The sequence below is a fragment of the Streptomyces sp. NPDC041970 genome, from assembly GCF_055588985.1.
In genome coordinates, this window is sequence record NZ_JBVJCD010000004.1 from 55,340 (window position 1) to 81,440 (window position 26,101).

The 26,101-nt window shown below is 73.8% G+C and carries 25 protein-coding genes; 6 read left to right on the forward strand and 19 right to left on the reverse strand.

Annotated features, from left to right (window positions below):
* Positions 1 to 150: 150 nt before the first annotated feature.
* The gene (locus ACZ6EJ_RS03795) at positions 151 to 1,434 is read right to left on the reverse strand and encodes an adenylosuccinate synthase (protein ID WP_469264330.1); all 1,284 of its coding nucleotides are present in this window, start codon (positions 1,432 to 1,434) and stop codon (positions 151 to 153) included.
* 184 nt (positions 1,435 to 1,618) lie between these two features.
* Between ACZ6EJ_RS03795 and ACZ6EJ_RS03800 the strand changes: the two genes are divergently transcribed.
* Both ACZ6EJ_RS03800 and ACZ6EJ_RS03805 read left to right on the forward strand, forming a co-directional pair.
* Positions 1,619 to 2,482: a diacylglycerol kinase family protein gene (locus ACZ6EJ_RS03800; protein WP_469264331.1), complete on the forward strand. Its 864-nt coding sequence runs from the start codon at positions 1,619 to 1,621 to the stop codon at positions 2,480 to 2,482.
* A gap of 81 nt (positions 2,483 to 2,563) precedes the next feature.
* Positions 2,564 to 2,836: a DUF1876 domain-containing protein gene (locus ACZ6EJ_RS03805; protein ID WP_469264333.1), complete on the forward strand. Its 273-nt coding sequence runs from the start codon at positions 2,564 to 2,566 to the stop codon at positions 2,834 to 2,836.
* A gap of 27 nt (positions 2,837 to 2,863) precedes the next feature.
* On the opposite strand, the gene ACZ6EJ_RS03810 is transcribed toward ACZ6EJ_RS03805, so the two are convergent.
* The 7 genes from ACZ6EJ_RS03810 to ACZ6EJ_RS03840 all read right to left on the reverse strand — a co-directional run bounded on the left by ACZ6EJ_RS03810 (position 2,864) and on the right by ACZ6EJ_RS03840 (position 10,763).
* Positions 2,864 to 4,093, reverse strand: a complete 1,230-nt coding sequence (locus tag ACZ6EJ_RS03810) for a cytochrome P450 (RefSeq protein ID WP_469264335.1) — start codon at positions 4,091 to 4,093, stop codon at positions 2,864 to 2,866.
* A gap of 416 nt (positions 4,094 to 4,509) precedes the next feature.
* Positions 4,510 to 5,172 carry a response regulator gene (locus tag ACZ6EJ_RS03815; protein WP_469264337.1) on the reverse strand — a complete coding sequence of 221 codons (663 nt, stop codon included), beginning with the start codon at positions 5,170 to 5,172 and terminating at the stop codon, positions 4,510 to 4,512.
* Positions 5,169 to 6,497: a sensor histidine kinase gene (locus ACZ6EJ_RS03820; protein ID WP_469264339.1), complete on the reverse strand. Its 1,329-nt coding sequence runs from the start codon at positions 6,495 to 6,497 to the stop codon at positions 5,169 to 5,171. Before ACZ6EJ_RS03820 ends, ACZ6EJ_RS03815 begins: the two co-directional genes overlap by 4 nt.
* A 111-nt stretch (positions 6,498 to 6,608) precedes the next feature.
* Positions 6,609 to 7,478: an alpha/beta hydrolase gene (locus ACZ6EJ_RS03825; protein ID WP_469264340.1), complete on the reverse strand. Its 870-nt coding sequence runs from the start codon at positions 7,476 to 7,478 to the stop codon at positions 6,609 to 6,611.
* Between the two features lie 134 nt (positions 7,479 to 7,612).
* Complete coding sequence (kynU, locus tag ACZ6EJ_RS03830; protein WP_469264342.1) at positions 7,613 to 8,827, reverse strand: kynureninase; 1,215 nt, start codon at positions 8,825 to 8,827, stop codon at positions 7,613 to 7,615.
* Positions 8,820 to 9,668 (reverse strand): tryptophan 2,3-dioxygenase family protein, encoded by an 849-nt coding sequence (locus tag ACZ6EJ_RS03835; RefSeq protein ID WP_469264344.1) that lies wholly within the window; start codon positions 9,666 to 9,668, stop codon positions 8,820 to 8,822. Before ACZ6EJ_RS03835 ends, kynU begins: the two co-directional genes overlap by 8 nt.
* 81 nt (positions 9,669 to 9,749) lie before the next feature.
* A complete protein-coding gene (locus tag ACZ6EJ_RS03840) occupies positions 9,750 to 10,763 on the reverse strand; it encodes a helix-turn-helix transcriptional regulator (protein WP_469264345.1) in 1,014 nt (337 codons plus the stop codon).
* A gap of 139 nt (positions 10,764 to 10,902) precedes the next feature.
* Here ACZ6EJ_RS03840 and ACZ6EJ_RS03845 point away from each other — a divergent pair, with 139 nt between their 5' ends.
* Positions 10,903 to 11,298 carry a RidA family protein gene (locus tag ACZ6EJ_RS03845; RefSeq protein ID WP_469264508.1) on the forward strand — a complete coding sequence of 132 codons (396 nt, stop codon included), beginning with the start codon at positions 10,903 to 10,905 and terminating at the stop codon, positions 11,296 to 11,298.
* 68 nt (positions 11,299 to 11,366) lie between these two features.
* Here the strand turns inward: ACZ6EJ_RS03845 and ACZ6EJ_RS03850 are convergent, their stop codons facing one another.
* The 7 genes from ACZ6EJ_RS03850 to ACZ6EJ_RS03880 form a co-directional block, all read right to left on the reverse strand.
* On the reverse strand, positions 11,367 to 11,780 hold the full coding sequence (locus ACZ6EJ_RS03850) for a DUF3151 domain-containing protein (RefSeq protein WP_469264347.1): 414 nt from the start codon (positions 11,778 to 11,780) through the stop codon (positions 11,367 to 11,369).
* 275 nt (positions 11,781 to 12,055) lie between these two features.
* The gene (fbaA, locus tag ACZ6EJ_RS03855) at positions 12,056 to 13,087 is read right to left on the reverse strand and encodes a class II fructose-bisphosphate aldolase (protein WP_469264349.1); all 1,032 of its coding nucleotides are present in this window, start codon (positions 13,085 to 13,087) and stop codon (positions 12,056 to 12,058) included.
* A 256-nt stretch (positions 13,088 to 13,343) separates the two neighbouring features.
* Positions 13,344 to 13,883 carry an orotate phosphoribosyltransferase gene (gene pyrE / locus ACZ6EJ_RS03860; protein WP_469264350.1) on the reverse strand — a complete coding sequence of 180 codons (540 nt, stop codon included), beginning with the start codon at positions 13,881 to 13,883 and terminating at the stop codon, positions 13,344 to 13,346.
* 56 nt (positions 13,884 to 13,939) lie between these two features.
* Positions 13,940 to 14,734, reverse strand: coding sequence for an aldose epimerase family protein (locus ACZ6EJ_RS03865; RefSeq protein ID WP_469264351.1), 795 nt, complete (start codon positions 14,732 to 14,734; stop codon positions 13,940 to 13,942).
* 36 nt (positions 14,735 to 14,770) lie between these two features.
* Positions 14,771 to 15,775: an SRPBCC domain-containing protein gene (locus ACZ6EJ_RS03870; protein WP_469264353.1), complete on the reverse strand. Its 1,005-nt coding sequence runs from the start codon at positions 15,773 to 15,775 to the stop codon at positions 14,771 to 14,773.
* A gap of 94 nt (positions 15,776 to 15,869) precedes the next feature.
* Positions 15,870 to 17,465 (reverse strand): polyamine aminopropyltransferase, encoded by a 1,596-nt coding sequence (locus ACZ6EJ_RS03875; protein ID WP_469264354.1) that lies wholly within the window; start codon positions 17,463 to 17,465, stop codon positions 15,870 to 15,872.
* 93 nt (positions 17,466 to 17,558) lie between these two features.
* Positions 17,559 to 18,080, reverse strand: coding sequence for a DUF2617 family protein (locus tag ACZ6EJ_RS03880; RefSeq protein ID WP_469264357.1), 522 nt, complete (start codon positions 18,078 to 18,080; stop codon positions 17,559 to 17,561).
* A gap of 778 nt (positions 18,081 to 18,858) precedes the next feature.
* Here ACZ6EJ_RS03880 and ACZ6EJ_RS03885 point away from each other — a divergent pair.
* The gene (locus tag ACZ6EJ_RS03885; RefSeq protein ID WP_469264358.1) at positions 18,859 to 20,034 is read left to right on the forward strand and encodes a pyridoxal phosphate-dependent aminotransferase; all 1,176 of its coding nucleotides are present in this window, start codon (positions 18,859 to 18,861) and stop codon (positions 20,032 to 20,034) included.
* An 84-nt stretch (positions 20,035 to 20,118) separates the two neighbouring features.
* Here ACZ6EJ_RS03885 and ACZ6EJ_RS03890 read toward each other — a convergent pair whose 3' ends face one another.
* Positions 20,119 to 20,664 carry a YbjN domain-containing protein gene (locus ACZ6EJ_RS03890; protein WP_469264360.1) on the reverse strand — a complete coding sequence of 182 codons (546 nt, stop codon included), beginning with the start codon at positions 20,662 to 20,664 and terminating at the stop codon, positions 20,119 to 20,121.
* Positions 20,665 to 20,820: 156 nt separating this feature from the next.
* The gene (clpB, locus tag ACZ6EJ_RS03895) at positions 20,821 to 23,415 is read right to left on the reverse strand and encodes an ATP-dependent chaperone ClpB (protein WP_469264361.1); all 2,595 of its coding nucleotides are present in this window, start codon (positions 23,413 to 23,415) and stop codon (positions 20,821 to 20,823) included.
* Between the two features lie 215 nt (positions 23,416 to 23,630).
* Between clpB and ACZ6EJ_RS03900 the strand changes: the two genes are divergently transcribed.
* Positions 23,631 to 24,032, forward strand: a complete 402-nt coding sequence (locus ACZ6EJ_RS03900) for a pyridoxamine 5'-phosphate oxidase family protein (RefSeq protein WP_469264362.1) — start codon at positions 23,631 to 23,633, stop codon at positions 24,030 to 24,032.
* A 186-nt stretch (positions 24,033 to 24,218) separates the two neighbouring features.
* Here ACZ6EJ_RS03900 and ACZ6EJ_RS03905 read toward each other — a convergent pair whose 3' ends face one another.
* Both ACZ6EJ_RS03905 and ACZ6EJ_RS03910 read right to left on the reverse strand, forming a co-directional pair.
* Positions 24,219 to 24,539 (reverse strand): (2Fe-2S)-binding protein, encoded by a 321-nt coding sequence (locus ACZ6EJ_RS03905; protein ID WP_469264363.1) that lies wholly within the window; start codon positions 24,537 to 24,539, stop codon positions 24,219 to 24,221.
* The gene (locus ACZ6EJ_RS03910; protein ID WP_469264364.1) at positions 24,536 to 24,754 is read right to left on the reverse strand and encodes a hypothetical protein; all 219 of its coding nucleotides are present in this window, start codon (positions 24,752 to 24,754) and stop codon (positions 24,536 to 24,538) included. The genes ACZ6EJ_RS03905 and ACZ6EJ_RS03910 overlap by 4 nt, the downstream gene beginning before the upstream one ends.
* A 203-nt stretch (positions 24,755 to 24,957) precedes the next feature.
* Here ACZ6EJ_RS03910 and ACZ6EJ_RS03915 point away from each other — a divergent pair, with 203 nt between their 5' ends.
* Positions 24,958 to 25,929: a helix-turn-helix transcriptional regulator gene (locus ACZ6EJ_RS03915; RefSeq protein WP_469264366.1), complete on the forward strand. Its 972-nt coding sequence runs from the start codon at positions 24,958 to 24,960 to the stop codon at positions 25,927 to 25,929.
* Positions 25,930 to 26,101 lie beyond the last annotated feature (172 nt).

Below are 26,101 nucleotides of genomic sequence, written 5' to 3' on the forward strand. Positions count from 1 at the left end.
CTTGCTTCGTTTACTTGGGGCGCCCCCCCCCCCCCCCCCCCCCCCCCCCCCCCCCCCCCCCTCACCCCCCCCCCCCCCCCCCCCCCCCCCCCCCCCCCCCCCCCCCCCCCCCCCCCCCCCCCGCTCCGCCCGGCGCGTGCGCCGCGCGTCCTACAGGAACGAGTTGATCTCGATGGTCTCGGTGCGGCCGGGGCCGACGCCGATCGCGGAGATCGGTGCGCCCGACATCTCCTCCAGCGCCTTCACGTACGCCTGCGCGTTCTTCGGCAGGTCGTCGAAGGTCTTCGCCTTGGTGATGTCCTCGGACCAGCCCGGCAGGTTCTCGTAGATCGGCTTCGCGTGGTGGAAGTCGGTCTGGCTGTACGGGAGTTCCTCGACGCGCCTGCCGTCGATCTCGTACGCCACGCAGACCGGGATCCGCTCCCAGCCGGTGAGCACGTCGAGCTTGGTGAGGAAGAAGTCGGTCAGGCCGTTGACCCGCGTCGCGTACCGCGCGATCGGGGCGTCGAACCAGCCGCAGCGGCGGTCGCGGCCGGTGGTGACACCGCGCTCGCCGCCGATGCGCCGCAGCGCCTCGCCGTCCTCGTCGTGCAGCTCGGTGGGGAACGGGCCCGCGCCGACGCGCGTCGTGTAGGCCTTGAGGATGCCGATGACCCGGCTGATCTTCGTCGGGCCGACGCCGGCGCCGGTGCAGGCGCCGCCCGCGGTCGGGTTCGACGACGTGACGAAGGGGTACGTGCCGTGGTCGACGTCGAGCAGGGTGCCCTGGCCGCCCTCGAAGAGGACGACCTTGCCCTCGTCGATGGCGTCGTTCAGGATCAGGGTCGTGTCGGCGACGAACGGCTTGATCTGCTCCGCGTACTGGAGCATCTCCTCCACGATCCGGCCGGGCTCGATCGCCCGCCGGTTGAAGACCTTGGCCAGGAGCTGGTTCTTCTGCTCCAGCGCCGCCTCGACCTTCTGCTCCAGGATCGACTCGTCGTAGAGGTCCTGGACGCGGATGCCCACCCGGTTGATCTTGTCGGCGTACGTCGGGCCGATGCCGCGGCCCGTCGTGCCGATCTTCCGCTTCCCGAGGAAGCGCTCGCTCACCTTGTCGAGGGTGACGTTGTACGGAGTGATCAGGTGAGCGTTGCCGCTGATCAGAAGCTTGGACGTGTCGACGCCTCGCTCGTTCAGACCGCTCAGCTCGGAGAGCAGGACCGCCGGGTCGACCACGACACCGTTCCCGATGACCGGGGTACAGCCCGGCGACAGGATTCCGGAGGGGAGCAGATGCAGCGCGTACTTCTGGTCGCCTACGACGACCGTGTGACCGGCGTTGTTACCGCCTTGGTAGCGCACCACATAGTCCACGGAACCACCGAGGAGGTCGGTGGCCTTCCCCTTGCCCTCGTCACCCCACTGAGCACCGAGCAGCACAAGTGCGGGCACAGGCGTACACCCCTTCCGGGCGGGGCATGTCCAAGGTCAGGGGCGTACGTAAAGGTCGTACCTGCCGCACGACGATGTACGACAAAGCCTGTCCGTCGAACCGGGTGCCCCGGAATAGACGAAGCCCCTGGCGCAATAGCGCAAGGGGCTCTTGCACCAAGATGCTACCCGAGGAAGGACCGAGGTGTCGGCTGCAGAGCCCCCCGGCGACGGCGACCAGCTCCTGGTGGTCATCGACCCGGTCGCCCGCCGGACGGACGGCGAGTCCGTCCGTATCGCCAGGGACGTGCTGAGCGCCGGTTCGCGCGCCAAGATCTGCCTCCCCGAGAGCCCCGAGGAATTCGCCCGCGCCCTGGCCCGCCGGGGCGGGCGCAGACCGGTGGTCATCGGCGACGACCACGCCCTGCTGCGCGCGGTGGCCCAGTTGCACCGGGAGCGGGAGCCGGCCGGCGGCGTCCTCTCGCTGATCCCCGTCGGAGCGGCGCACGCCCTGGAGGTGGCGCACGCCCTCGGCGTGCCGCGGGGCGCGGTGGCCGCCGCGCGGACCGCGCTGGACGGCGCGGTGCGGCGGCTGGACCTCCTGGTCGACGACAGCGACGGGGTGGTCCTGGCCCGCCTGCGCATCCCCGCCCCGGCGCCGCCGCCCGGCGCGCACGCGGGCGTCACGGCCGTCTGGGACACCTGCCGCTCGCTGATGACCTCCCTGGTCCGCACGGTCCCGGCCGCCGCCGCGCAGCCGGGCACGCACCGGCTCCGCGTCGAGGCCGACGGGGTCCTGCTGAGCGACCTGGACACGCCGGTGCGGGACGTCTCGGTCATCTCCCAGCGCGACGGCGGCCTGGCCGACGTCGTCGTCCGCACCGCCCGCGGCCCGGACGTGGCGGCGGAGGCCAAGGAGGTCACGGTCTCCGGCGCGGACTTCCGCTACCGGGCGGACCTGCGGACCGGCGGCCCGGTGCGGACCCGGACCTGGACGGTGCGGGCGGACGCCTGGGGGCTGATGCTGCCGTCCCCGGCGCGCGCGGGCGCGGCGGAAGGCGCACGCTGAGAGGGGACACGCGCACGCAGACGCCCAGGTCCGGCCGGCGGACGTCCCGGAGGGCCGGGCGGACATCCGGAGGTGACGGTCATGACCAGGATCGCGGTCGGTTGGCACATCGACCTGGAGTTCGAGGAGGACAGCCACCGCACCCGTGCGGCGGCGCTCGTCCGCCTCTCCGACGGGACGGAGGTCCGCGCCCACGGCTACGCCAGCCGCCACCCCTCGGACGCGGACCAGCAGCGGGTCGGCGAGGAGATCGCGGGGGCCAGGGCGCTCAACGAGCTGGCGATGAAGCTGCTGACCAAGGCGCACGACGAGATCGACGCCGCCTCCGGCCGGGCCTCGTACCCGCTGGTCTGATACCGGCTCCGGACCTCCTCCGGCGGGCTACGGCCGCCGCGCCGGGCGGCCCTCGAACTCCACCAGCAGCTCCGTCAGCCCCCGGATCACGTACCCCGGCCGGCGCTCCGGCTCGGCCGCCAACCGCATACGGGGCGCCTTACGCAGCAACTCGCCGAAGGACGCGGCGAGTTCGAGGCGGGCCAGCGGAGCGCCCAGGCAGTAGTGGATGCCCGCGCCGAAGGAGACGTGCGGGTTGTCCGACCGGGCCAGGTCCAGGACGTCCGGCCGCGCGAACCGCTCCGGGTCCCGGTTGGCCGAGCCGAACAGCAGCGCCACCTCCGACCCGCGCTCGATCAGCGTGCCGCCGACCACGATGTCGTCGAGCACCCAGCGCGTGAACATCTGCAACGGGGTGTCGTAGCGCAAGAGCTCCTCGATCGCCGCCGGCAGCGGCGTGGGGTCGGCGCGCAGGGCGGCCAACTGATCGGGGTGGTGCAGGAGGGTGTGCCAGCCGTTGACGGCGGTGTTCACCGTCGCCTCGTGGCCTGCGTTCAGCAGCAGCACGCAGGTCGAGACCATCTCCTGCTCGCTCAGCCGCTCGCCGTCGTCGTGGGCGGCGATGAGGGCCGAGACGAGGTCGTCGCCGGGGTCGGCGCGCCGCTCGGCGATCAGCGCCCGCAGGTACGCGGAGAAGTCGACGCAGGCCGCGACGGCGGCCCGTGCCACCGCCTCCGTGGGGTTCGGTTCGAACATCCCGCAGATCGCCGCCGACCAGGGCCGCAGCAGCGCCCGGTCCGCCTCGGGGACGCCCAGCATCTCCGCGATCACGGCGACCGGCAGCGGCTCCGCGACGGCGCTCAGCAGGTCGCCGCCGCCCCGCGCGACGAACGCGTCGACCAGCTCCGCCGCGAGCCGCCGCACCGTGGGAGCCAGCCGCTCGACCGTGCGCGGGGTGAAAACGCGGGAGACCAGCCGCCGGACGCGGGGGTGGTCGGGGGCCTCCAGGTCGAGGAGCCCCTGCCCGTTGAGGGTGTGGAACGGCTCGTGTGCGGCGGGCGGCGGGGTCCGGCCGAACTCCTCGTGGCTGAAGCGGTGCAGATACGTGCGCCCCAGCCGGCGGTCGCGCAACAGGGCCGAGACGTCCGCGTGGTGCGGGATCAGCCACTGCCGGGTCGGCTCGAACCAGTGCGCCCGGCCGGTGGCGCGGAGCTCGGCGTAGGCGGGGTAGGGGTCGGCGACGAACGCGGGCGACCAGGGGTCGAAGGACGGGTGCATGGCCCGACGCTACCCGCGCCCGCCGGCGCGGTGGGCGGCCGCTCCGGCGGGCGGTATGCGGCCGCGCCCACCTGGTGGGCGGCCGCGTCGGCGCGGCAGGCGACCGCGTCGGGTGCCCGCGCCCGCCGGTCGGCGTACGTTCCAGGGCGCGCGCCGGTCCGGCGTACGTTCTACGGCGCGCGCCCGCGCCGACCCGGCGCGGTACGTGCCCATCGCACGCCCGCGCCCGCCTGCCCGGCGTACGCTCCGGTGCCGCGCACCCGCTCCGACCCGGCTCAGTACGCGCCCGACGCGCGCTCCCGCATCGCGCGCCCGCGCGCCTGCCCCCGCCGGTCGGCGTACGTTCCAGGGCGCGCGCCCGCGCCCACACCCGCCTGCACGACGCACCCCGCCCGCCCGCGCCGTGCACTCCCGCGCTATCCCGGAGTGACCAGCCGGGCCTCGTAGGCGAACACCGCCGCCTGCGTCCGGTCGCGCAGGCCCAGCTTCACCAGGATGCGGCTGACGTGCGTCTTGATCGTGGACTCGGCGACGATCAGGTGCGAGGCGATCTCCGCGTTGGAGAGGCCCTGGGCGATGAGGACCAGCACCTCCGTCTCGCGCTCGGTGAGGTCGCCGATCCGGGCGAGGGCGGGCGGCCTGGGGGCCCCCGCGAGCTTGGAGAACTCCGTGATCAGCCGGCGGGTGACCGTCGGGGCGAGCAGCGCCTCGCCCGAGGCCACCACCCGTACCCCTTCGGCCAGTTGGCGGGCGGAGGCGTCCTTGAGCAGGAAGCCCGAGGCCCCGGCCCGCAGCGCCTGGTACACGTACTCGTCGAGGTCGAACGTCGTCAGCACCAGGACCTTCGCGTCCGCGTCCTGGGCGATGATCTCGCGGGTCGCGTCGATGCCGTTCATCTCCGGCATCCGGATGTCCATCAGCACGACGTCCGGACGGAGGGCGGCGACCTGGGCGAGGGCCTGCCGGCCGTCCACCGCCTCCCCCACCACCGAGATCCCCGGCATCGCGTTGAGCAGGACGGAGAAGCCCTCGCGGACCATCATCTGGTCGTCCACGATCAGAACCCGGACGTCGCTCATGCGCTGCCGCCCCGCCCGGTCGCGCGGGTCTCGGCGCCGACGGCCCCGTCCCGCTCCTCCGGTCCGTCCGACACCGGCACCGGGAGGAAGACCGCGACCTCGTACCCGCCGTCACCGGTCGGCCCCGCCGTCATCTCGCCGTTCAGCATCGCGACCCGCTCCCGCATCCCGGTGATGCCGTGCCCGGCCCCCGGCGATGGCTTGACCAGCCCGGTCGGCGGCCCGTTGACCACGCGCAGCCCGAGTCCGCCGAGCACGTAGCTCAGCTCGACCGCGGCGGTCGCGCCCGGCGCGTGGCGCAGGGTGTTGCTCAGGGCCTCCTGGATGATCCGGTACGCCGACAGCTCGACGCCCGGCGGCAGCTCCCGGACCGACCCGGTGACCGTCTTCTCCGTCTCCAGGCCCGTGCCGCGGACGTTGTCCAGCAGCCCGTCCAGGACGGCGAGGGTCGGCTGCGGGGCGTCGGGGGCCTCGTAGTCGTCGGCGCGGACGACGCCGAGGACGCGGCGCAGCTCGGTGAGGGCGGCGACCGCGTTCTCCCGGATGGTGACGAAGGCCTGCTCCAGCTCGGGCGGCGGGTTCTCGACCCGGTAGGGGGCGGCCTCGGCCTGGATCGCGACGACCGACATGTGGTGGGCCACCACGTCGTGCAGCTCGCGGGCGATGGTGGTGCGCTCCTCCAGCAACGTGCGCCGGTCGCGTTCCACGGCGGTGACCGTGCGCTGCACGGTGACCTCGCGCTCGGCCTCGCGCCGGACCTGGATCATCGCGACGACGAGCAGGGCGAGCGCCGAGAGGACGGCCACCGACCCGGTGATCCTCGGATCGCCGCCCTCGACCAGCACCCCGAAGCACACGGTGATGAGCCACATCCAGGCCGCGGTACGGGGCCGGGTCCGGGCGGCCACGACCACCAGGACCGCCACCTGGGCGATGAAGGCGCTGGGCCCCCACAGCCCGTCGCCGCTCAGGATCCCGCAGAAGACGGTGGCCAGCATCGAGCCCCAGAACGAGGCGACCGGCCTGATCAAGGTCATCGCGACCGGGAGGGCGGGCACCAGCCCCATCAGGAGCCGGAAGTTCCAGGACGCGAGCCCGGCCGCCAGCACGATCAGGGCTATGGACAGCACCACGGCGTGCGGGGACCACACGACGTACCGGCGCACGCCCTCGGGCAGCCTCCGGACGATCCGGCCCTCCGGGGAGAGCGGGGGCAGGGGGCGGTAGGCGAACACGTTGCGGCAGAGGTCTTCCCGCAGGCCGTCGATCGCCCCTGCGGCCACCCGGTACTCCGGGCTTCTGGTCTTGGTCTGGGTCTCGGTCACGTTTCCACGGTAGGCGGCGGCAAGCCCCCGGTCGTCAGCACCGATACGGATTCCGCGGCGTCCCTCTCAAGTACTACCGGCGCCCGTCCGCAGTCCTTCCGGGGCCCGCCGTCACCAGGCGAGCTGGGTGATCTCCTCGGCGACGACCGCGCAGGCGTCGGCGGCCGGGTCGATCAGCGGGAAGTGCCCGACGCCCCCGAGCAGCGTCAGCCCGACCGTCTCGCCGGACCGGGCCGCCGCCTCGACGTACGCCTCCGCGACGGCACGGGGCACGTCGGTGTCCTCGACGCCCTGGACGATCGCCGTGGCGATCCCCGTGGGCACCAGCACCGCCGGATCGCTCTGCGCGGCCCGCTCGGCGAAGTCGGCGTCCCCGCCCAGGAGCTGGGTGACGGCCCCGCCGCAGACGTCCAGCTTCACCGCCGTCGTGAAGTCCGCGATGGGGGCCAGGGCGACCACCCCGCGCAGCGGGGGCGGGGCCGGCAGCCGCCACGGCGAGGACGCGGGCAGCACGTGCCGCGCCGCCGCCCACAGCGCGAGGTGCCCGCCCGCCGAGTGCCCGGTGACCACGATCCGGCGCACGTCGGCCTCGGGCAGCTCGCGGGCGGCCAGGTCGGGGAGCGCGTCCAGCGCGGCGGCCACGTCGTCGAACGTCTCCGGCCAGCGCCCGGCGACCGGGTCCGCGCCGGGCGGGGCGGCCGGGCCGCGCCGGTACTCCACGCTCGCCACCGCGAAGCCCCGGCGGGCCAGGAAGTCCGCGAGCGGGGAGACGTGGCCCCGGCCGTACGGGGCCCGCCACGAGCCGCCGTGCAGCAGGACGACGAGCGGGGCGCCGGTGCGGCCGTCGCGCGGGGCGTAGAGGTCGACGACCTGGTCGGGGTGGTCCCCGTAGGCGGCGGTCCGGTCGGGGGCGACCTCCGGATGCCCGAGCGCCGACGCGGCCTCGACGGCGTCCTGGTCGCGCGCGGCGGATTCCGACATGCTGCTCAACCGTCCTCTGCCTGTGTTCTGGGTCCAACTGGGCTGACCTGCGGGGACGGTACCAGCCCTCGGCACCGCCCCCGCCCCGTCGACCGCTGATCTGACGTTACGTCAGTCAGCGTCCTGACGCCATGTCAAACGGGGTCCACCTCGGTCAGCACCTCGGCGAGGACGCGCGCCGCCCGTTCCGCGTCCGCGAACCCCACGTACAGCGGGGTGAACCCGAACCGCAGCACGTCGGGCCGGCGCAGATCGCCGACGACGCCCCGCTCGACGAGCCGGCGCATCACCGGCTCCGCCTCCGCGCAGCGCAGGGCGACCTGGCTGCCGCGCTCGGCGTGCGCGGCCGGGGTGAGGGAGGCGACCCGGCCGGGCGGCGCGTACGCCCCGACGCACTCCAGGAAGAAGTCCGTCAGCGCCAGCGACTTGGCCCGCACGGCGTCGAGGGAGACCCCCTCCCACACGTCGAGCGCCGCGTCCAGCGCCAGCATGGAGACGATGTCCGGGGTGCCGACCCGGCCCCGTACCGCGCCGTCCGCCGGGGTGTAGTCGGGCGTCATCCCGAACGGGTCGGCGTGCGAGGTCCAGCCCGGCAGCGGCGAGTCGAAGGCGGCCTGGTGGCGCTCGGCGACGTACACGTACGCGGGCGAACCGGGGCCGCCGTTCAGGTACTTGTACGTGCAGCCGACGGCCAGGTCCACCCCGTGCTCGTCGAGCCCGACCGGCAGGGCACCCGCGCTGTGGCAGACGTCCCAGACGGCGAGGGCCCCGGCCGCGTGCACGGCGGCGGTCAGACCGGGCAGGTCGTGCAGCCGGCCGGTGCGGAAGTCCACGTGGTTGAGCAGGACGACCGCGGTGCGCGGACCGAGCGCGGCGGGGACGTCGGCGGGCGCGACGGGCACGATCCGGTGGCCGGTCAGCCGGGCTGCGGAGGCGGCGACGTACCCGTCCGTGGGGAACGTCGTGGCGTCGACCAGGATCTCGTCGCGCCCCTCCCCCGCGATGCGGCTCGCCGCGACGACCGCCTTGAAGACGTTGACGCTGGTGGAGTCGCCGACGACGATCTGCCCCGCGGCGGCCCCGACGAGCGGGGCGATCCGGTCGCCGATCCGCTCGGGCGCGGTCCACCAGCCGCTCTCCTCCCAGGACCGGATGCGCAGCTCGCCCCACTGGCGGATCAGGACGTCCTGCACGCGGGCGGGCACGTGGAGGGGCAGCGCGCCGAGCGAGTTGCCGTCCAGGTAGATCCCGTCGTCCAACGCGAACAGCTCGCGGCGCCCGGCGAGCGCGTCGGCGGAGTCGAGGGCGAGCGCGCGCTCGCGCAGCGTGGTGTGCGCGGTCTCAGACATGGCTGCGCGCCGTCCACAGCTCGGGGAACACGTTCTTCGTGGCGCGCTTCTCCAGCCAGGCGACCCCGGCGGAGCCGCCGGTGCCGGTCTTGGAGCCCATCGCGCGCCGGGTGGCGGACAGGTGGTCGTTGCGCCAGCGCCAGACCAGCTCGCCGACGTCGGTCAGCAGCTCGCCCAGGCGCACCAGCTCGTCGTTCTGGTCGTCGGCGGAGTAGATCTCGGCCCACACCGCCTCGACCTCGGGCGATGGCTCGTACCGCCGGGTCAGGTCGCGGGTGAGGACCGCCTCGGGCACCGCGTACCCGCGCCGGGCCAGCAGGGCGAGCGTCTCGTCGTACAGGCCGGGCTCCCCCAGCGCCTTCTCCAGCTCGGCGTGCACGCGGGGCGCGCCCCGGTGCGGCACCAGCATGGAGGCGGACTTGTCGCCGAGCAGGAACTCCATCCGCCGGTACATCGCGGACTGGAAGCCGGAGCCCTCGCCGAGCGAGCCCCGGTAGGAGTTGAACTGCGCGGGGGTGAGTCCGGCGAGCGGCCGCCAGGACTCGTTCAGCGCCTCCAGCTCGCGCAGCGACCGCTTGAGGGCGTCGCGCGCGGCCGGAAGGCGGTCCTCGCGCAGGGCGCGGGTCGCGGTCTCCCACTCGTGGACGATGACCGTGAACCACAGCTCCATGACCTGGGTGGTGACCAGGAAGACCATTTCGCCGGGATCGTCGGAGCGGAGGTGCTGCAGGTGGGTGAGGACGTCCGCCTGGACGTAGTCCTCGTACGGAGTCGTTCCCGCGAAGTCCAGGTGCGGCGCGTCCGCACCGGTGGCTTCGGGGTCGGGGTGGTTCGTCGACATCGCTGTCTCCTCGACACGAGCTTCCGGGTAGCGGTCCGCCCCTTCCGTGAGGTGGTGGAGCTCCGGTCCCCTGTTCGCATCTTAGGACTCCTGTGCCGGTGCGGTCCTCTCCGGCCGCTGATCTGCGGGGGGCTGCCCGTAACGGGCGGCGAGCGTCGCGGCACGGTCGTGCAGGGCGGTGCGCAGGGCCGCCGGGGACAGGGCCTCCGCGTCCGCGCCGAGCTGCCACAGCGCCCACGCGGCGTGGCGCAGGTCCTGGTAGGCCGCCTCCAGCCGCAGCCACCCGTCGGCGTCCGGCTCCACCGCGCGGACGGCCACCGCGGTGCTCACCAGCTCCTCCCGGCGCTGGGGGGCCACTCTGACCAGGACCGCGATGTGATCGCTGGAGAGGAACCGCGCGCAGCGTTCCCGCCAGATCCGGTCGATGTCGATCCGATCCGGTCGCTCAGCCGGTTCGGGCAGCTCCTCGGCGGCCAGCATCCGCGACAGCCGGTACGTGCGGTCCTCGCCCGCTCGCCTGGCCAGCAGGTAACCCCGGTCGCGTACGGTGACCAGCCCGACCGGGTCCACCGTGCGCCACCTCGCGGGCCGGTCCGCGGCCGCGTAGTGGATGCGCAGGCGGCGTCCGGCCAGCACCGCGCGCCGGATCTCCGCCATGGCCGGTCCCGGCGCCTCCTCGACCGGCTGCCGGCGGGGGAGCAGGTCGGTCTCCGGCTCGACGAGGAAGCGCCGCACCCCGTCGCTCACGGTGGCCCGATGGCTCTCGGGCAGCGCGTCGACCACCTTGCGCATGGCCGAGGCCAGCGCCGGACCGAGGCCGAACACCTGCTCGGCACGGGCCGACCCGGCGGTCAGCAGGGCGAGGGCCTCGTCGTGGCTGAGCCCGGTCAGCTCCGTCCGGAACCCCGGCAGCAGCGAGAACCCGCCATGCCGGCCGCGCTCGGCGTAGACCGGGACCCCGGCCGCGGACAGCGCCTCGATGTCGCGCAACACCGTGCGGGTGGACACCTCCAGCTCGCGGGCCAGCGTGTCGGCCGTGAGACGGCCGCGCTGACGGAGCAGCAGCACCAGCGAAACCAGCCGATCGGCGCGCATACGGGAACCCTAGCGAATACCTGACCGAGGGTGTCATGTTTCGTTGGAAGGCTCCGGGCAGCGGCGTCGAAGGCGGCGGACACCGCGCCGACGGGCGACGCGGGTACACGCGAACGAACTCTTGGGAGCTGAAGTGGCAGTGGAACGAACAGCGGTCAACCCGGTGGCGTGGTCGGCGGAGATGGGCTTCAACCAGGGCGAACTGGTCACCGGGCACACCCGGACCCTGTACTGCTCGGGGCAGACCGCCATGTCCGCCGAGGGGAAGCCGCAGCACGAGGGCGACATGGCCGCCCAACTGGCGCTGAGCCTCGACAACCTGGAGGCCGTCCTCCGCGACGCCGGGATGGGCCTGGCCGACCTGGTCCGGCTGAACGTCTACACCACCGACGTCGACCGGCTCTTCCCGCACTACGGCGTGCTGGCGTCGCGGCTGGCCGCCGCCGGGGTCGCACCGGCCACCACGATGCTCGGCGTGACCCGGCTGGCGGTCCCCGGCCAGATGGTCGAGCTGGAGGGCACCGCCGTCGCGTGACGCGGCCCCGGCGCCCCCTTCCCCGCGCCGGTCGGCCGGTACGGGGAAGGGGGCGGGCGGCGGCGGGCTCAGCCCAGGATGTCGGCGGCGGTCGGGGAGGAGTCCCGCAGGAACGTGGAGCAGCGCTCGTGCTCGGCGGTCTCCCCGATGGACCCGGCGGCCCGCGCCAGGGCGTGCAGGGCGCGCAGGAAGCCGCGGTTGGGCTCGTGCTCGAACGGGACGGGGCCGTGCCCCTTCCAGCCGGCGCGGCGCAGGGAGTCCAGGCCGCGGTGGTAGCCGGTACGGGCGTACGCGTACGACTCGATGACCCGGCCGCCCTCGAACGCCTCGTCGGCGAGCTGCGCCCAGGCGAGCGAGGAGGTGGGGTACTTCGCGGCGACCTCGGCGGGCGGGGTGCCGGCGGCGAGCAGCTCGCGCGGCTCCGGGTCGTCGGGGAGATGGGTCGGGGCGGGGCCCCCGAGCAGGTTCTCGTGGATGGACATGGCTCCAGTGTGCCTGCCCCCGCCGCCCGCCGGGACCACGCCTCGGAGCGGCCCGGCGGCTGCCGCGGGGGCCGCACCGCCCGCGCCGGCGCGTCCACCCCGCCTCGGCCCTGCTCCGGGGCGCAGCGCGCGCCCGAGCCCGGTGACCGCCTTGCGGGATCCGTCGTGCACAGGGGTGGGGCGAGGCCGTCTCGGCCGTCCTTCCCGCTCGCGGCACGGCGACGGGCCCGGCCCCCCGCGCGGGAGGACCGGGCCCGTCATCGTGCCGTCCGTGCCTACTTCAGCTTCTTACCGGTGGAGCGCAGGTGGGTGCAGGCCTCGGTGACGCGCCGGGCCATGCCCGCCTCGGCCGCCTTGCCCCAGGTGCGCGGGTCGTACGTCTTCTTGTCGCCGACCTCGCCGTCGACCTTCAGCACGCCGTCGTAGTTGCGGAACATGTGGTCCGCGACCGGGCGGGTGAAGGCGTACTGGGTGTCGGTGTCGAGGTTCATCTTCACGACGCCGTTCTCCAGCGCGGTGAGGATCTCCTGCTCGGTGGAGCCGGAGCCGCCGTGGAAGACGAAGTCGAAGGGCTGGCTTCCGGCGTCCTGGCCGTACTGCGCGGCGACGCCCGCCTGGAGGTCCTTCAGCAGCTCGGGGCGGAGCACGACGTTGCCCGGCTTGTAGACGCCGTGGACGTTGCCGAAGGAGGCGGCCAGCAGGTAGCGGCCCTTCTCGCCCAGGCCGAGCGCCTCGGCGGTGCGCAGCGCGTCGTCGACGGTCGTGTACAGCTCGTCGTTGATCTCGTGCGTGACGCCGTCCTCCTCACCGCCGGTCGGGGTGATCTCGACCTCCAGGATGATCCTGGCGGCGGCGGCCTTGGCCAGCAGCTCCTGGCCGATGGCCAGGTTGTCGGCCAGGGTCTCGGCCGAGCCGTCCCACATGTGGGACTGGAACAGCGGGTTCAGACCCTTGGCGACGCGCTCCGCGGAGATGTCGAGCAGCGGACGTACGTAACCGTCCAGCTTGTCCTTGGGGCAGTGGTCGGTGTGCAGCGCGATGGTGACGTCGTACTTCGCCGCGACGATGTGGGCGAACTCGGCCAGGGCGACCGCGCCCGTGACCATGTCCTTGTTGTGCTGGCCGCCCAGGAACTCCGCACCGCCGGTGGAGATCTGGACGATGCCGTCGCTCTCGGCCTCCGCGAAGCCGCGCAGGGCGGCGTGCAGGGTCTGGGACGAGGTGACGTTGATGGCCGGGTAGGCGAACTTGCCCGCCTTTGCCCGGTCGAGCATCTCGGCGTACGCCTCGGGGGTTGCGATGGGCATCTGACCGCTCCTTGGGATGTGCGGGTGTGCAGGCTGGTCCCTGACCTGGGGGCGACGTCATCGTCGCCCCCATCTTCCCAGACTCTCCCTCCGGCTCCACCCGGCGGACCCCGTGGAACGCGCGGGCCCCCACGCCTCGGCCGCCCGCCGGACGGGCGCCGGGGCGGAGTGTTTCACGTGAAACACTCCGCCCCGGCCGCGTCCACCCGTCCGCGCCGGCGGACGGGTGCGGGCCGCACCCCGGACGGGCGCGGCCTCAGCCCAGGTCGAGGTCGGCCACCGAGTAGACGTGGACGTAGGGCAGCCCGGCCTCGGCGATGGCCGGGGCTGCTCCGCGCTCGACGATCACGGCGACGGCGACGACCTCGCCGCCCGCCTCGCGCACCGCCTCGACGGCGGTCAGCGGCGAGCCGCCGGTGGTCGAGGTGTCCTCGACGACCAGGCAGCGGCGGCCCTGCACGTCCGTGCCCTCGATCCGGCGCTGCATACCGTGCGCCTTCTGCGCCTTGCGGACGACGAAGGCGTCCAGGCACGCACCGCGCGCGGCGGAGGCGTGCAGCATCGAGGTGGCGACCGGGTCCGCGCCCAGCGTCAGCCCGCCGACGCAGTCGTAGTCCAGATCGGCGGTGGCGTCGAGCATGACCTGACCGACCAGCGGCGCGGCCCGGCCGTCCAGCGTGATCCGGCGCAGGTCGATGTACCAGTCGGCTTCCAGACCCGAGGAGAGGGTCACCTTGCCGTGCACCACGGCCTTGTCCTTGATCTGCTGGAGCAGGTCAGCGCGTACGTCAGTCATGCCAACGAGGGTAAGCCGTGCCGCGCGCGCCCCCGTACGCCGCGCCCCGGCCCGCCTCAGAGCCGCGTCCAGCTCCACGTCGTCGTGATCTCCAGGGGATCGATCGGGGTCACCAGCCGGGGCGCGGTGTTCAACCCGTTCGGCGGCCCGGACTGCGGCTCCACGCAGACCGCCTCGGCCTGCTCGTCGTAGACGACCACCCACTCGCTCCGGCTCTTCACCGTCAGCTCCAGCCGCTCGGGCCAGGTGATGCGCACGTCCACGCCGTCGGGCATCCCGAAGCAGTCGTCCCAGGGCCCCGGCAGGGGGTCGACGCGGCGGCCGGTCGGCACGTGGTCCGCGCCGCGCTCCTCCTGCCAGGCCGCGTCGAAGTCCAGCCGGGCCGCGCTGCCGTCGAGGTCGCGGACGAACCAGGGGTGCCAGCCGGCCTGCGCCGGGAAGGAGTCCCCGTACGTCTCCACGGCGAGACCGAGCGTCAGCGCGTCCTCGGTCAGCTCGAAGGTCTGCGTCACCCGGCCCGAGTACGGCCAGGGCTCGGCGAGGTCGTAGTAGAAGGCGGCCTGGGCCCCGTCCGCGCGCACGGTGTGCCAGGCGGTGTCCCGGCCGGTGCCGTGGATGGCGTGCGGCGGGGAGTTCACCGGCAGCCGGTGGAGCACGTCGCCGTTGCGGAACCGTCCGTTCGCGGTCCGCCCGCACCAGGGCACCATGGGGAAGGAGCCGTACCGCTCGCCCTGGCGCAGCAGTTCGGCGCCCCCGACGCGCAGACTGCCGATCCGGCAGCCGCGGGCGGGTTCGACGGTCAACTCGGCGTCGCCGGCGGTCAGCCGGACGTTCTCTTCGCTCGTGCTCACCCGACGACCCTACTGGCCCCGCCCCGCCGAACCGCCCTACCGCCGCCGCCGCAACGCCCGCCCCACGACCACGGCGGAGGCGAGGGCGAGCGCGGCCGCCGGGGCGACCCACCGCAGGGCGGGGGAGACACCGTCGGCCTCCGGCGAGGGCACGGGGGCGTATCGGCCGCGCGGGGGCGCGTGGTCGACCTCCTCGGCGCTGCGCCCGATCATGGTCCGCCGGGCGTGGGCTGCCTCGGCGGGCGGCTCGTCCGGGACGGTGAACTCGACCCCGGCTACGGGGTCGAGCGCGGACGGCGGCACGGGCGAGTCGAAGACGGATCCGGCCCCCTCGGCCCCGGCCCCGCCGCCCGCGTCGCCCGACTGGGCCTCCGCCTCGGCCTCGGCCTCCGCGTCCGCCTCCGCCTCCACGTCGAGTCCCGCGCCGACGGAGGCGCCGGCGTCCGCGTCCGTACCGGCGTCGGCGTCCGTACCGGCGTCGACTCCGGACGCGGCTCCGGCGGCGGCCGTGCGGTCCCCGTCCGGGGTCCCGGCCTCCGCCACGTCGTCGTCGAGGCCCTCGGCGGACGCCGTGTCCGCCTCGCCGTGCCCGCCCAGCGCCTCCGTCACCAACTGCTGGGTGAAACGGTCCAGCAGCCGGTGGGCGGTCGCGAGCGCCGTGCCCTCCTCCAGCCCGACCAGCCGGCCGTCCCCGCTCGCCGTGCCCCGGTACGTGAGCGTCGTGCCGCCGTCCGCCTCCACCAGGCCGATGGTCAGCGCCAGCTCGGCCGCGCCGGAGCCCCGAGCCTCCACGCCCTCCCCGGTCACCGAGAAGCGCTCCTCGCCGGGGCCGTCGCCGCGCTCCGGACCGGCGAGCCGCAGCTCGCCCCGGTAGGTGATGGTGTGGCCGCCGACCCGGAGCCTCCACCGCCCCGCCAGCGGCGACGCGGAGGCGTCGGCGTCCTGCTGGAGGCCCGGCACGCAGCGGGCGACGCGGGCGGGGTCGCCCAGCGCGCGCCGCAGGGCCGGGACGGGGACCGGAACGTGCACCTCATGCTCCATGGCAACCGAGCCTAATCGGCCACGCCCCTGACGTCACCGCTTCGGCGCGGACGCCGCCCCCCGCCCGTACGCCCCGGTCCGAGAGCCGGGCGCCTCACACGTCCTCCCCGTACCTCGGGCGGAACAGCGTCGACGGAATCCGGCCCGGCAGCCGTGCGCTCTCCGCCGCCCGCGCGCCCTCCCGCAGCTCCCGGTCCCCCAGCGACCGCGGGGCGGGCCCCCCGGCGGCCAGGGCGAGCGCGGGCGGCCCGCCCCGCCCGGCGAGGAGGAAGCCCCAGTCCTCCCGGCCCGCCGCGTCGCCGCCCACCCGGTCCGGGCCGGCGGCCGTCGCGTACCGGCCGGTGACGCGGTACGGGCGGGGCGCGAGGCCGCCCGCCCGGACCGACGCCTCCACCGTCCAGAAGGTCCGCGGCCGGGTCCCCAGCGGCCCGGCGTGCACCGCGAGCCGCCCGTCCGGGGCCAGGACCCCGGCGACCAGGCCGTAGAACTCGACGGAGTACAGCTTCGCCCCGGCCGTGGCGTCCGGGTCCGGCAGGTCGCAGACCACCACGTCGTAGCGCCCCCGGTCGGCTCGGAGCCAGGCGAACGCGTCCGCCTCCACCGCCGTGAGGCGCGGGTCCCGGTAGGCGTGGCCGTTGAGCGCGGAGAGGGCCGGGTCCGTGCGGGCCAGTCGGGTGACGACCGGGTCGAGCTCGACGACCGTGACCGAGCGGACGTCCGGGTGGCGCAGCGCCTCGCGGGCGGCGAGTCCGTCGCCGCCGCCCAGGATGAGCACCCGGCCGCGGGGCCCGTTCATCGCGGGGTGCACCAGCGCCTCGTGGTAGCGGTACTCGTCGCGGGCGCTGACCCGCAGCCGGCCGTCCAGGTAGAGGCCGAGCGAGGAGCGGTCCGCGCCCGTCAGCACGACCTCCTGCACCCCCGTCCGCACGGCGACCCGCACCTGGTCCCCGTACACCGCCCGCCGCGCCGCCCGCTCGAAGTCGTCCACCAGCACCGTGGCGGTGGCCAGGGCCGCGATCACCGAGACGTTGACCAGGACGAGGAGCCACCGGCAGCGGGCGGTGAGGTCGTGCCGGAACACCCACAGCACCAGCGCCCCGCCCGCCACCGCGTTGACCGCGCCGGTGAACAGCGCGCCGGTCAACTGCCCGAGCACCGGCAGCAGGAGGAAGGGGAACGCCAGACCGCCGACGAGCGCGCCCACGTAGTCGGCGGCGAACAGGTCCGCGACGGCGCCGCCCGCGTCCTGCCGGTCGACGCGCTGGATCAGCGTCATCAGCAGCGGGATCTCCGCCCCGATCAGCACGCCGATCACCAGGGAGAACCCGACCAGGGCGTGCCGCGACTCCCCGAGCCAGGCGAACGAGGCGTGCAGCACCAGGGCCGAGGAGCCCCCGGTCAGCGCGAGGGCCGCCTCGATCACCCCGAACCCCACGGCGGCCCGGCAGCGCAAACGTTTCGCGAGAAGGGAGCCGATGCCCATCGCGAACACCATCACGGACAGCACGACCGAGGCGTGCGTGACCGAGTCGCCGCCCAGGAAGGAGGCGAGCGCGACCAGTTCGAGTTCGTAGACGAGGCCGCAGGCGGCGCAGACGAAGACGACGGCCAGCACGGAGAACCGGCCGGTCCCCGGCCGCACGGGAAGCCGCGCCGCGCCCTCGCGCACCGCCGCCTGCTGGTCGATCATGGGGCGAACGCTACGTCACGCAGGCATCACCGAAGGTCACCCACACGGGTGCGAGTACGCGCCGCCGGCCCCTCCCCGCGGCCGCGGCGCCCCTCACCCCGCCGGCACGGGGACCCGCGCCCCGAAGCGGGTCCGGGTCACCACCAACTGCCCCTCCTGCGGGTAGGCGTGCCAGGTGCGCCACCGCACCTGGCCCTCGATGCGCTGGGCGAGCATGGCGGTGAAGGCGTACGGGCTGCCGGGGAAGGTGCCCGCCAGCCCGTGCGGGTGGTCGCTCACCAGGGCGAGCAGCTCCTGCGCCCGCCCGGCGAACTGACCACGCGTCAGATGCTCGACGCGCGCCGCGAATTCGTACTCCCAGTCGCCGAGCCGCTTCGCGACGCCGAGGGGGAGGGTGTTGCTGCTGCCGGGCAGGCAGGCGACGGTCTCCGAACAGGAGCCGCGGTCCTCCTGGAGGAGGACTTGGTGGGAGGCGCCGAGCAGCCTCAACTGGAGTTCGGCGCCGCCGAGTCGGAGGTCGAGGACGGCGAGGGCGGGAAGCGGCTCCCGCCCCAGCGTCCAGGCCAAATCGGCGGCGCGGGTATCGGAATAGGCCGTCTGGAGGGTGGTGAGCATGGATCGGCTCCGCAAACACATGGACACATGGACAGCGGACGCGCCCCTGATGACAGCCATGGGAGGTGGGAACGCCCGATCTGGTCCAACTGGGGTCCGAGGGCTGAATGTTCTCTCCACCGAGGGAATCACGAAGTGCGACGGGCCCACAGCGCTTTCGCCCAACTTGCCGTGGTTTCCATCCCGTCGGGGGCAGCCCGGTTCACCTGTTCAAGCGAAAACACAGGCGTTCGCCAACGAAAAGGCGTCCGAAGGGAGTTCACCCTCCGGACGCCCGGTGTCAGCTCACTGCCGGTGACCGCGGAGCGCGCCGGTCAACTGCCGCCTCCGCATCCGCCGCCGCAGGAGGATCCCCCGCCGCACGAGTGCCCGCCCGAGTCGCCGGAGGACGAGCCGTGGGAGTCGCCCCCCGCCCACCAGTCGCCGGACCCTCCGCCGTCCGACGATCCTCCTCCCGAGGAGTCCCCTCGCCTCTTCCGCGGCCGTGCCGGTCGGTCCGCCAGCGCGCGCAGCAGCGCCATCAGCCCCCCGAAGACCCCCACGGAGATCAGTACCGCGACGACAACGCCCATGCCCCCACCTGCTTCCTCTTCCCCCGAAGCGGGGTCCCCCGCCGCTTCTCCGTCGGCCGCGGGCCGGCCGGATCACCGGCCGGCCCGCGTACGGTGCGGCTGCCGCTCCCCCGTGCCGGCCGCCCGCGTGGGAGGGGGATGCCCTCAGCGCGCGCGGCCCAAAGCGGACTTGAGCAACTCCAGAGCTTGGGCACAGGATGGCGCCCATGACACAGGGACGACCGCTGCTCAACCGCCGCCTCGCCGCGTTCGGCACGACGATCTTCGCCGAGATGTCCGCGCTGGCCGCGCGGACGGGCTCCATCAACCTCGGCCAGGGCTTCCCCGATACCGACGGCCCCGAGGAGATCCGGGAGGCGGCGGTCCGGGCGCTGCGCGCCGGCCACGGCAACCAGTACCCGCCGGGCCCCGGCGTGCCGGAGCTGCGCCGGGCCGTCGCCGCCCACCAGGAGCGCTTCTACGGTCTGACCTGGTCCCCGGAGACCGAGGTCCTGGTGACCGCCGGGGCCACCGAGGCGATCGCCGCCTCCCTGCTCGCCCTGCTGGAGCCGGGCGACGAGGTCATCGCGCTGGAGCCGTACTACGACTCGTACGCCGCCTGCGTCGCGATGGCGGGCGCGGTTCGCGTCCCCCTGACGCTCCGCGCGCCCGCCTTCCGCCCCGACCTCGACGAACTGCGCGCCCTGGTCACCCCGCGCACCCGCCTGCTGCTCCTCAACACCCCGCACAACCCGACCGGCACGGTGCTCACCGCCGAGGAGCTGAACGCGATCGCAGCGCTGGCCGTGGAGCACGACCTGCTGGTCGTCACCGACGAGGTCTACGAACACCTCGTCTTCACCGGCGCGCACCACCCGATCGCCGCGCTGCCCGGTATGCGCGAGCGCACGGTCTCCATCTCCAGCGCCGGCAAGACCTTCTCGTACACGGGCTGGAAGATCGGCTGGGTCACCGGCGACGCACCGCTGGTGTCCGCCGTGCGCGCGGCGAAGCAGTATCTGACCTTCGTCAGCGGCGGCCCGCTCCAGTACGCCGTCGCCGAGGCCCTCGCCCTGCCCGACGCCTTCTTCACCGGCTTCCGGGAGGGGATGCGCCGCAAGCGGGACCTGCTGGCCCAGGGGCTGCACGAGGCGGGCTTCGAGGTCCACGCACCGGAGGGGACCTACTTCATCACCACCGACATCGCCCCGTTCGGCGAGGAGGACGCCTACACCTTCTGCCGGGCCCTGCCCGGGCGCTGCGGGGTGGCCGCCGTGCCCAACTCCGTCTTCTACGACGACCCGCTGGCGGGCCGCAGCCAGGTCCGCTTCACCTTCTGCAAGCGCGACGAGGTCCTGGAGGAAGCGGTCACCCGGCTCTCCGTCCTCCGCGACCGCCTCTGACGGCGCGGGCCCCGGACGCCGAACGGCCCGGAAGGCGGTCGGGGACCGTCCTTCCGGGCCGTGGCGCGGGCGGGCGCGGAGGCGTCAGGCCTCCGGGGACTCCGCGGACTCCGTGCCGGTCCCGGCCGGCTGGAGGCCCAGGCGCTCGACGAGCCACTTGTCGAACTCGATCGACGCGCGCACCCAGCTCACCGTCGAGGAGACGAAGTGCTCCAGGCTCACACCGGTGCCGATGAGCATCTGCGCCTCACCGATCAGCCGGACGGAGCCCGCCTCGCCCTCCTCGCCCTCGTGGGCGTGCGTGTAGACCTTGGGCCACAGGGTGCGGCGGTTCCAGTCGTCGATCGCGTCCAGGAGGACGGGGCGCTGGTCGAGCGCGTGGGGGCGGTCGTAGAACGTCCGGACCGAGAAGACCTGCTGCTCCTCCTCGCCCCGGAACATGAAGTACGTCCGGAACTCCTCCCACGGCGCCGCGAGGTCGCCCTCGTCGTCGACGACGTACTTCAGCTCCATCTGGTCCAGGAGCTGCTTGACGAGGTCCTGGTCAGGGACGACGGGGCCCTCCGGTCCTGCCGCCTGCGGTTCGGGCTGGCCCCCGAAATTAGGAATCGAGGACGGATCGATGCTCACCGTTATTTCCCTTCGTGCGGTTACGGCCATCCTCCCCCATGGCGGGCGGGGCATGGCAAGCCCCGGCGGCCCCGATCCGCCACGAGCTGACACGCGGCCGGCGGGGGCGGGGCCCGCCGGGGCCCCGCCCGGAGTGCGGACGGGCCCGCGCCGGGGTCACGAGGCGCGGCCGACGGTCAGCCCGTCCCCGCCCCGGTCCACCCGTACGGTGTCGCCGTCCCGGACCTCGCCGGACAGGATCTCCTTGGCCAGCCGGTCCCCGATCGCGGTCTGGATGAGCCGGCGCAGCGGCCGCGCCCCGTAGGCCGGGTCGTTGCCCTCCTGGGCGAGCCAGGCCAGCGCCTCGGGCGTGACGTCCAGAGTGAGCCGCCGGTCGGCGAGCCGCTTCGCGAGCCGGTCGATCTGGAGCCCCGCGATGTGCGTCAGCTCGTCGCCGGACAGCGCGGAGAAGACCACCAGGTCGTCCAGCCGGTTGATGAACTCCGGCTTGAACGAGGCCCGGACCACCTCCAGCACCTGCTCCTTCTTGACCTCGGGCTTGACCAGGGGGTCCATGAGGAACTGGCTGCCGAGGTTGGAGGTGAGGACGAGGATGGCGTTGCGGAAGTCGACCGTGCGGCCCTGGCCGTCGGTGAGCCGGCCGTCGTCGAGGACCTGGAGCAGGATGTCGAAGACCTCGGGGTGGGCCTTCTCGACCTCGTCCAGCAGCACCACGCTGTACGGGCGGCGGCGGACGGCCTCGGTGAGCTGGCCGCCCTCCTCGTAGCCGACGTATCCGGGCGGGGCGCCGACGAGCCGGGCGACGCTGTGCTTCTCGCCGTACTCGCTCATGTCGATGCGGATCATGGCCCGCTCGTCGTCGAACAGGAAGTCCGCGAGCGCCTTGGCCAGCTCGGTCTTGCCGACGCCGGTGGGGCCGAGGAAGAGGAACGAGCCGGTGGGCCGGTCGGGGTCCGCGATCCCGGCGCGGGTGCGGCGTACGGCGTCGGAGACGGCCCGCACCGCCTCGGACTGCCCGATCAGCCGCTTGCCCAGCTCGCTCTCCATCCGCAGCAGCTTCTGGGTCTCGCCCTCCAGCAGCCGCCCGGCCGGGATGCCGGTCCAGGAGCCGACGACGTCCGCGATGTCGTCCGGGCCGACCTCCTCCTTGACCATGGTGTCCTCGGCGGCCTCCTGCTCGGCCTCGGACGCCTCCTCCAACTCCCGCTCCAGGCCGGGGATCTCCCCGTACAGCAGCTTGGAGGCGGTGTCGAAGTCCCCGTCGCGCTGGGCGCGTTCGGCCTGGCCGCGCAGGTCGTCGAGGCGCTCCTTCAGCTCACCGACCCGGTTGAGGCCCTGCTTCTCCTTCTCCCAGCGGGCGTTGAGGCCGCGCAGCTCCTCCTCCTTGTCGGCGAGGTCCCGGCGCAGCCGCTCCAGCCGCTCCTTGGACGCGGCGTCGGACTCGTTCTTCAGCGCCAGCTCCTCCATCCGCAACCGGTCGACGGAGCGCTGGAGTTCGTCGATCTCCAGCGGCGAGGAGTCGATCTCCATGCGCAGCCGGGAGGCGGCCTCGTCGACCAGGTCGATGGCCTTGTCGGGGAGGAAGCGCGAGGTGATGTACCGGTCCGAGAGGGTGGCGGCGGCGACCAGCGCCGAGTCCGCGATCTGCACCTTGTGGTGCGCCTCGTAGCGGCCCTTGAGCCCGCGCAGGATCGCGATGGTGTCCTCGACGGACGGCTCGGCGACCAGCACCTGCTGGAAGCGGCGCTCCAGGGCGGGGTCCTTCTCGATGCGCTCGCGGTACTCGTCCAGCGTGGTCGCGCCGACCATGCGCAGTTCGCCGCGGGCCAGCATCGGCTTGAGCATGTTGCCGGCGTCCATGGCGGAGTCGCCGCCGGCGCCCGCGCCGACGACGGTGTGCAGCTCGTCGATGAAGGTGATGATCCGGCCGTCGCTCTCCTTGATCTCGGAGAGGACGGTCTTCAGCCGCTCCTCGAACTCGCCGCGGTACTTCGCGCCCGCGACCATCGCGCCGAGGTCGAGGGAGACCAGCCGCTTGTTCTTCAGGCTCTCGGGGACGTCGCCCTTGACGATGCGCTGGGCGAGCCCTTCGACGACGGCGGTCTTGCCGACGCCCGGCTCACCGATGAGGACGGGGTTGTTCTTCGTCCGGCGCGAGAGGACCTGGACGACGCGGCGGATCTCCTGGTCACGGCCGATGACCGGGTCCAGCTTGCCCTCGCGCGCGGCGGCCGTGAAGTCGGTGCCGAACTTCTCCAGGGCCTTGTACTGGCCCTCGGGGTCGGGGTTGGTCACCCTGCGCCCTCCTCTGCTCGTCTGGAACGCGGCCAGCAGTTCACGGGCGCCGGCCCCCTGCCCGTCGAGGATCGCACCGGCGCGGCCACCCTTGGCCGCGATGCCGATCAGCAGGTGCTCGGTGGAGAGGTACTCGTCGCCCAGCTCCTCCGCGCACCGCGAGGCGTCCTGGATGACGGCGAGCAGCTCGCGGTCGGGCTGCGGGGGCGCGACGGTGGAACCGGTGACGCTGGGCAGGGAGGCGAGCAGCCGCTCGGTCCCGCTGCGCACCGCGGCCTGGTCGGCCTCGACGGCGGCGAGCAGGTCGGAGATGTTCGCGCTCGCCCGCCCGCCCTCGCCCTCCAGCAGGGCGAGCAGCAGGTGCGCGGGGGTGAGATCGGGGTGCCCGTCCTGCACGGCCCTCCCGGTGGCCGCGTTGATGGCGTCCCGGCTCTTGTTCGTCAGCTCGGCGTCCACGTGTGCTCACTCCTCCTCGCAGCCTGTACCCGGCGTCACGCCTCGTTCTTCGCACGCCCCGGTCCTGGCGGACCGCAGTCTTTGACTGAATCAACGTGCACAAAGTTGAGTCTAGTCCACTCAAGGGCGTTCCCGCACACCCGTCCCCCCGCTCCTGCCGCGCCGGTTACCCCCTTCGCCGCCCCGCCGTCCGGCCCGCGGCCTACGCTGCCCCCATGGCAGACGTTCGCGACCTCAGCCCCGAGTACCTCGCCTTCTGGCGCGAGTACCACCTGTGCACCCTCACCACCCTCCGCCCCGACGGCACGCCGCACGTGGTGCCCGTGGGCGTGACGTACGACCCGGAGGCCGGGGTGGCGCGCGTGATCACCGACGGGAAGAGCCGCAAGGTCGCCCACGTCCTGGCCGCGGGCCCGGAGGGGGCACGGGTCGCCGTCTGCCAGATGCACCGGGCCCGCTGGGCGACGCTGGAGGGCCGCGCGGTGATCCGCAGGGAGCCGGAGGTCGTCGCGGACGCGGTGAGCCGTTACGCGGAGCGCTACCAGCGCACCCCGCGACCCAACCCGGACCGGGTCGTCGTCGAGATCGCCGTCGACCGGGCGCTCGGCAGGGCCTGAGCGGCTTCCGGGAGGGCGGGGCCCCTGGGGAGGGGCCGGGAGGACCGGCGGACCTCCGGAGGGGCCGGGAGGGGCGGTGAGGGGCTTCCGCGCGGGAACAGCACAACGGCGCCACCGTGTTCAGGTCACGGTGACGCCGCTGTGTGGGGGAAGCGCCGGAGCGACAAGTGGCGACGGGGGAATCGCTCAGGCACTGCGGGGGGTGGCGGAAAGGGGTTCTGCGTCGATCAGCTCGTGGTCCCGCTGGTCGAGGTTGACGAAGATCATGCCGTACCTCACGGCGCAGCGGACCGGCTGCGGCGCGCCGCGGGGCCGGCGCAGGCAGCGGTAGGCGCGGACGTCCTCGTCCTCCTCCATCACGACGACCACCGGCTCCCCGAACAGGGTGACCATCAACGAGTCGCCACGGCGGGGGAGGGCCGTGAGCAGGTCGATGAAATGCCACCCTGAGCGGTAGGCCGTGGCCATCTCGCGCCGGAAGGTGCGGTCGTCCGGCGGGGTGGTCATGCGCGTTCCTGTTCGACCGGCACACCCTGCGGTGCGGGCACGGACAGCGCCGCCGCCTCCGTCGGCCCCTGCGTGGGCATCAGGTCCCAGGCCAGGTCCGGAGGCGCGGCCTGGGTCCGCGCGCCGGCCGCCCCACGGGTGTCGCTGTCCCCAACGAGGTCAAGGACACTCAGCGCCCCGGTCGTCAGCCCGACGGAGAAGGCAACAGCAAGCACCGAGCGAAGCGTTTTGTTACTCATGGTGGGCTTCGTCCTCACTTCCAAGGTTTCCTCTCCCCCGCACGACAAGACGATGGCTCATCCAGGCACGTCAACGCCACAGAAGCGATGCATCATGTTCCTGCTGATTCATGTTCCTGGGGGGTGGATAATTGACCACAAGTAGCGCTAAACCGACACATCCCCACTCCGTCAGCGCCTTGTGCGACGAGGGGGCGCGCCTCTATGCCAGTGCGCTGAGCGTCGGCAAGATTGCCCGTCTCGAAGCCGAAGACGCTCCGTGCCTGCTGGAATTCGCCCTTCTGCACCCCGATCCGGACGACGCCGACTGGCTGCGGCCCGTACCGCCGTCCGCCGCGCTCATCCAGCGGCTCCACCCGATCGAGCGCGAGATCCAGGAACGCCGACGCCTCTCCGTCGAGCTGACCGAGGCGTTCGAGCCCTTCATGGCCATCAGCGCCCAGGCTCCCCCGACCACGCACGCCATCACCGTGCTGGAGGGCATCGGCCGCATCAACGCCTCCATAGAACTCGCCATGGCCGAGTGCCGGTCGGAGGTCCTCACCATCCAACCGGGCGGCGGGCGCAGCGAGAACGCGCTCACCATCGCCATGGAACGCGGCAGGACGCTCACCCAACGGGGTGTGGGTATGCGTACGTTGTACCAGCACACCGTGCGCCACAGTCATGGAACGCTCAACTACGCGGCGCGGATGGCCGACAGCAAGGTGGAGATCAGGACGCTCGAAGAGCTCATCGAGCGATTGATGATCTTCGACCGGACCGTGGCCTTCATCCCGGCCAGCGACGACCGCACCGTGGCCCTGGAGCTGCGCCACCCCGGCATCGTGGAGTACCTGGCCACCGTCTTCGAGCAGTTCTGGCACCGGGCGGTCCCGCTCCAGGAGCAGATCCCGTACGACTCCGGGCCCGAGGGCATCTCCGGGGTGCGGCACTCGATCGCCAAACTCCTCGTCGAGGGCCACGTGGACGAGGCCATCGCCCGCCGCCTCGGGATGAACGTCCGCACCTGCCGCTCCCACATCGCCAAGCTCAGCCTGGCGCTCGGGAGCAACAGCCGGGCGCAGCTCGGCTACCTGATCGCGCGGTCCGGCATCCTGGAATCCGGCCCCGACGCCCCGATCGCCCCCGCGCCCGCCCCCGGCGCGTGACCGCCGGTCCGGGGGCGCGGCGCGCACGCCGCCCCGGCGGCCCCCGCACACGCCGCGGGGGGGGGGGGGGGGGGGGGGGTTCCTGTCCCCCCTCCCCCCCCCCCCCCCCCTCCCCCCCCCCCCCCCCTCTCCCCCCCCCCCCCCCCCCCCCCCCCCCCCCCCCCCCCCACGT

Excerpts from the sequence above, each read along its gene's own strand:
- ACZ6EJ_RS03805 (WP_469264333.1), top strand. The coding sequence starts at position 2,564 with ATGACCAGGATCGCGGTCGGTTGGCACATCGACCTGGAGTTCGAGGAG.
- ACZ6EJ_RS03810 (WP_469264335.1), bottom strand. The coding sequence starts at position 4,093 with ATGCACCCGTCCTTCGACCCCTGGTCGCCCGCGTTCGTCGCCGACCCC.
- ACZ6EJ_RS03815 (WP_469264337.1), bottom strand. The coding sequence starts at position 5,172 with ATGAGCGACGTCCGGGTTCTGATCGTGGACGACCAGATGATGGTCCGC.
- ACZ6EJ_RS03825 (WP_469264340.1), bottom strand. The coding sequence starts at position 7,478 with ATGTCGGAATCCGCCGCGCGCGACCAGGACGCCGTCGAGGCCGCGTCG.
- kynU (WP_469264342.1), bottom strand. The coding sequence starts at position 8,827 with ATGTCTGAGACCGCGCACACCACGCTGCGCGAGCGCGCGCTCGCCCTC.
- ACZ6EJ_RS03835 (WP_469264344.1), bottom strand. The coding sequence starts at position 9,668 with ATGTCGACGAACCACCCCGACCCCGAAGCCACCGGTGCGGACGCGCCG.
- ACZ6EJ_RS03840 (WP_469264345.1), bottom strand. The coding sequence starts at position 10,763 with ATGCGCGCCGATCGGCTGGTTTCGCTGGTGCTGCTGCTCCGTCAGCGC.
- ACZ6EJ_RS03850 (WP_469264347.1), bottom strand. The coding sequence starts at position 11,780 with ATGTCCATCCACGAGAACCTGCTCGGGGGCCCCGCCCCGACCCATCTC.
- fbaA (WP_469264349.1), bottom strand. The coding sequence starts at position 13,087 with ATGCCCATCGCAACCCCCGAGGCGTACGCCGAGATGCTCGACCGGGCA.
- pyrE (WP_469264350.1), bottom strand. The coding sequence starts at position 13,883 with ATGACTGACGTACGCGCTGACCTGCTCCAGCAGATCAAGGACAAGGCC.
- ACZ6EJ_RS03870 (WP_469264353.1), bottom strand. The coding sequence starts at position 15,775 with ATGGAGCATGAGGTGCACGTTCCGGTCCCCGTCCCGGCCCTGCGGCGC.
- ACZ6EJ_RS03875 (WP_469264354.1), bottom strand. The coding sequence starts at position 17,465 with ATGATCGACCAGCAGGCGGCGGTGCGCGAGGGCGCGGCGCGGCTTCCC.
- ACZ6EJ_RS03880 (WP_469264357.1), bottom strand. The coding sequence starts at position 18,080 with ATGCTCACCACCCTCCAGACGGCCTATTCCGATACCCGCGCCGCCGAT.
- ACZ6EJ_RS03885 (WP_469264358.1), top strand. The coding sequence starts at position 18,859 with ATGACACAGGGACGACCGCTGCTCAACCGCCGCCTCGCCGCGTTCGGC.
- ACZ6EJ_RS03900 (WP_469264362.1), top strand. The coding sequence starts at position 23,631 with ATGGCAGACGTTCGCGACCTCAGCCCCGAGTACCTCGCCTTCTGGCGC.
- ACZ6EJ_RS03905 (WP_469264363.1), bottom strand. The coding sequence starts at position 24,539 with ATGACCACCCCGCCGGACGACCGCACCTTCCGGCGCGAGATGGCCACG.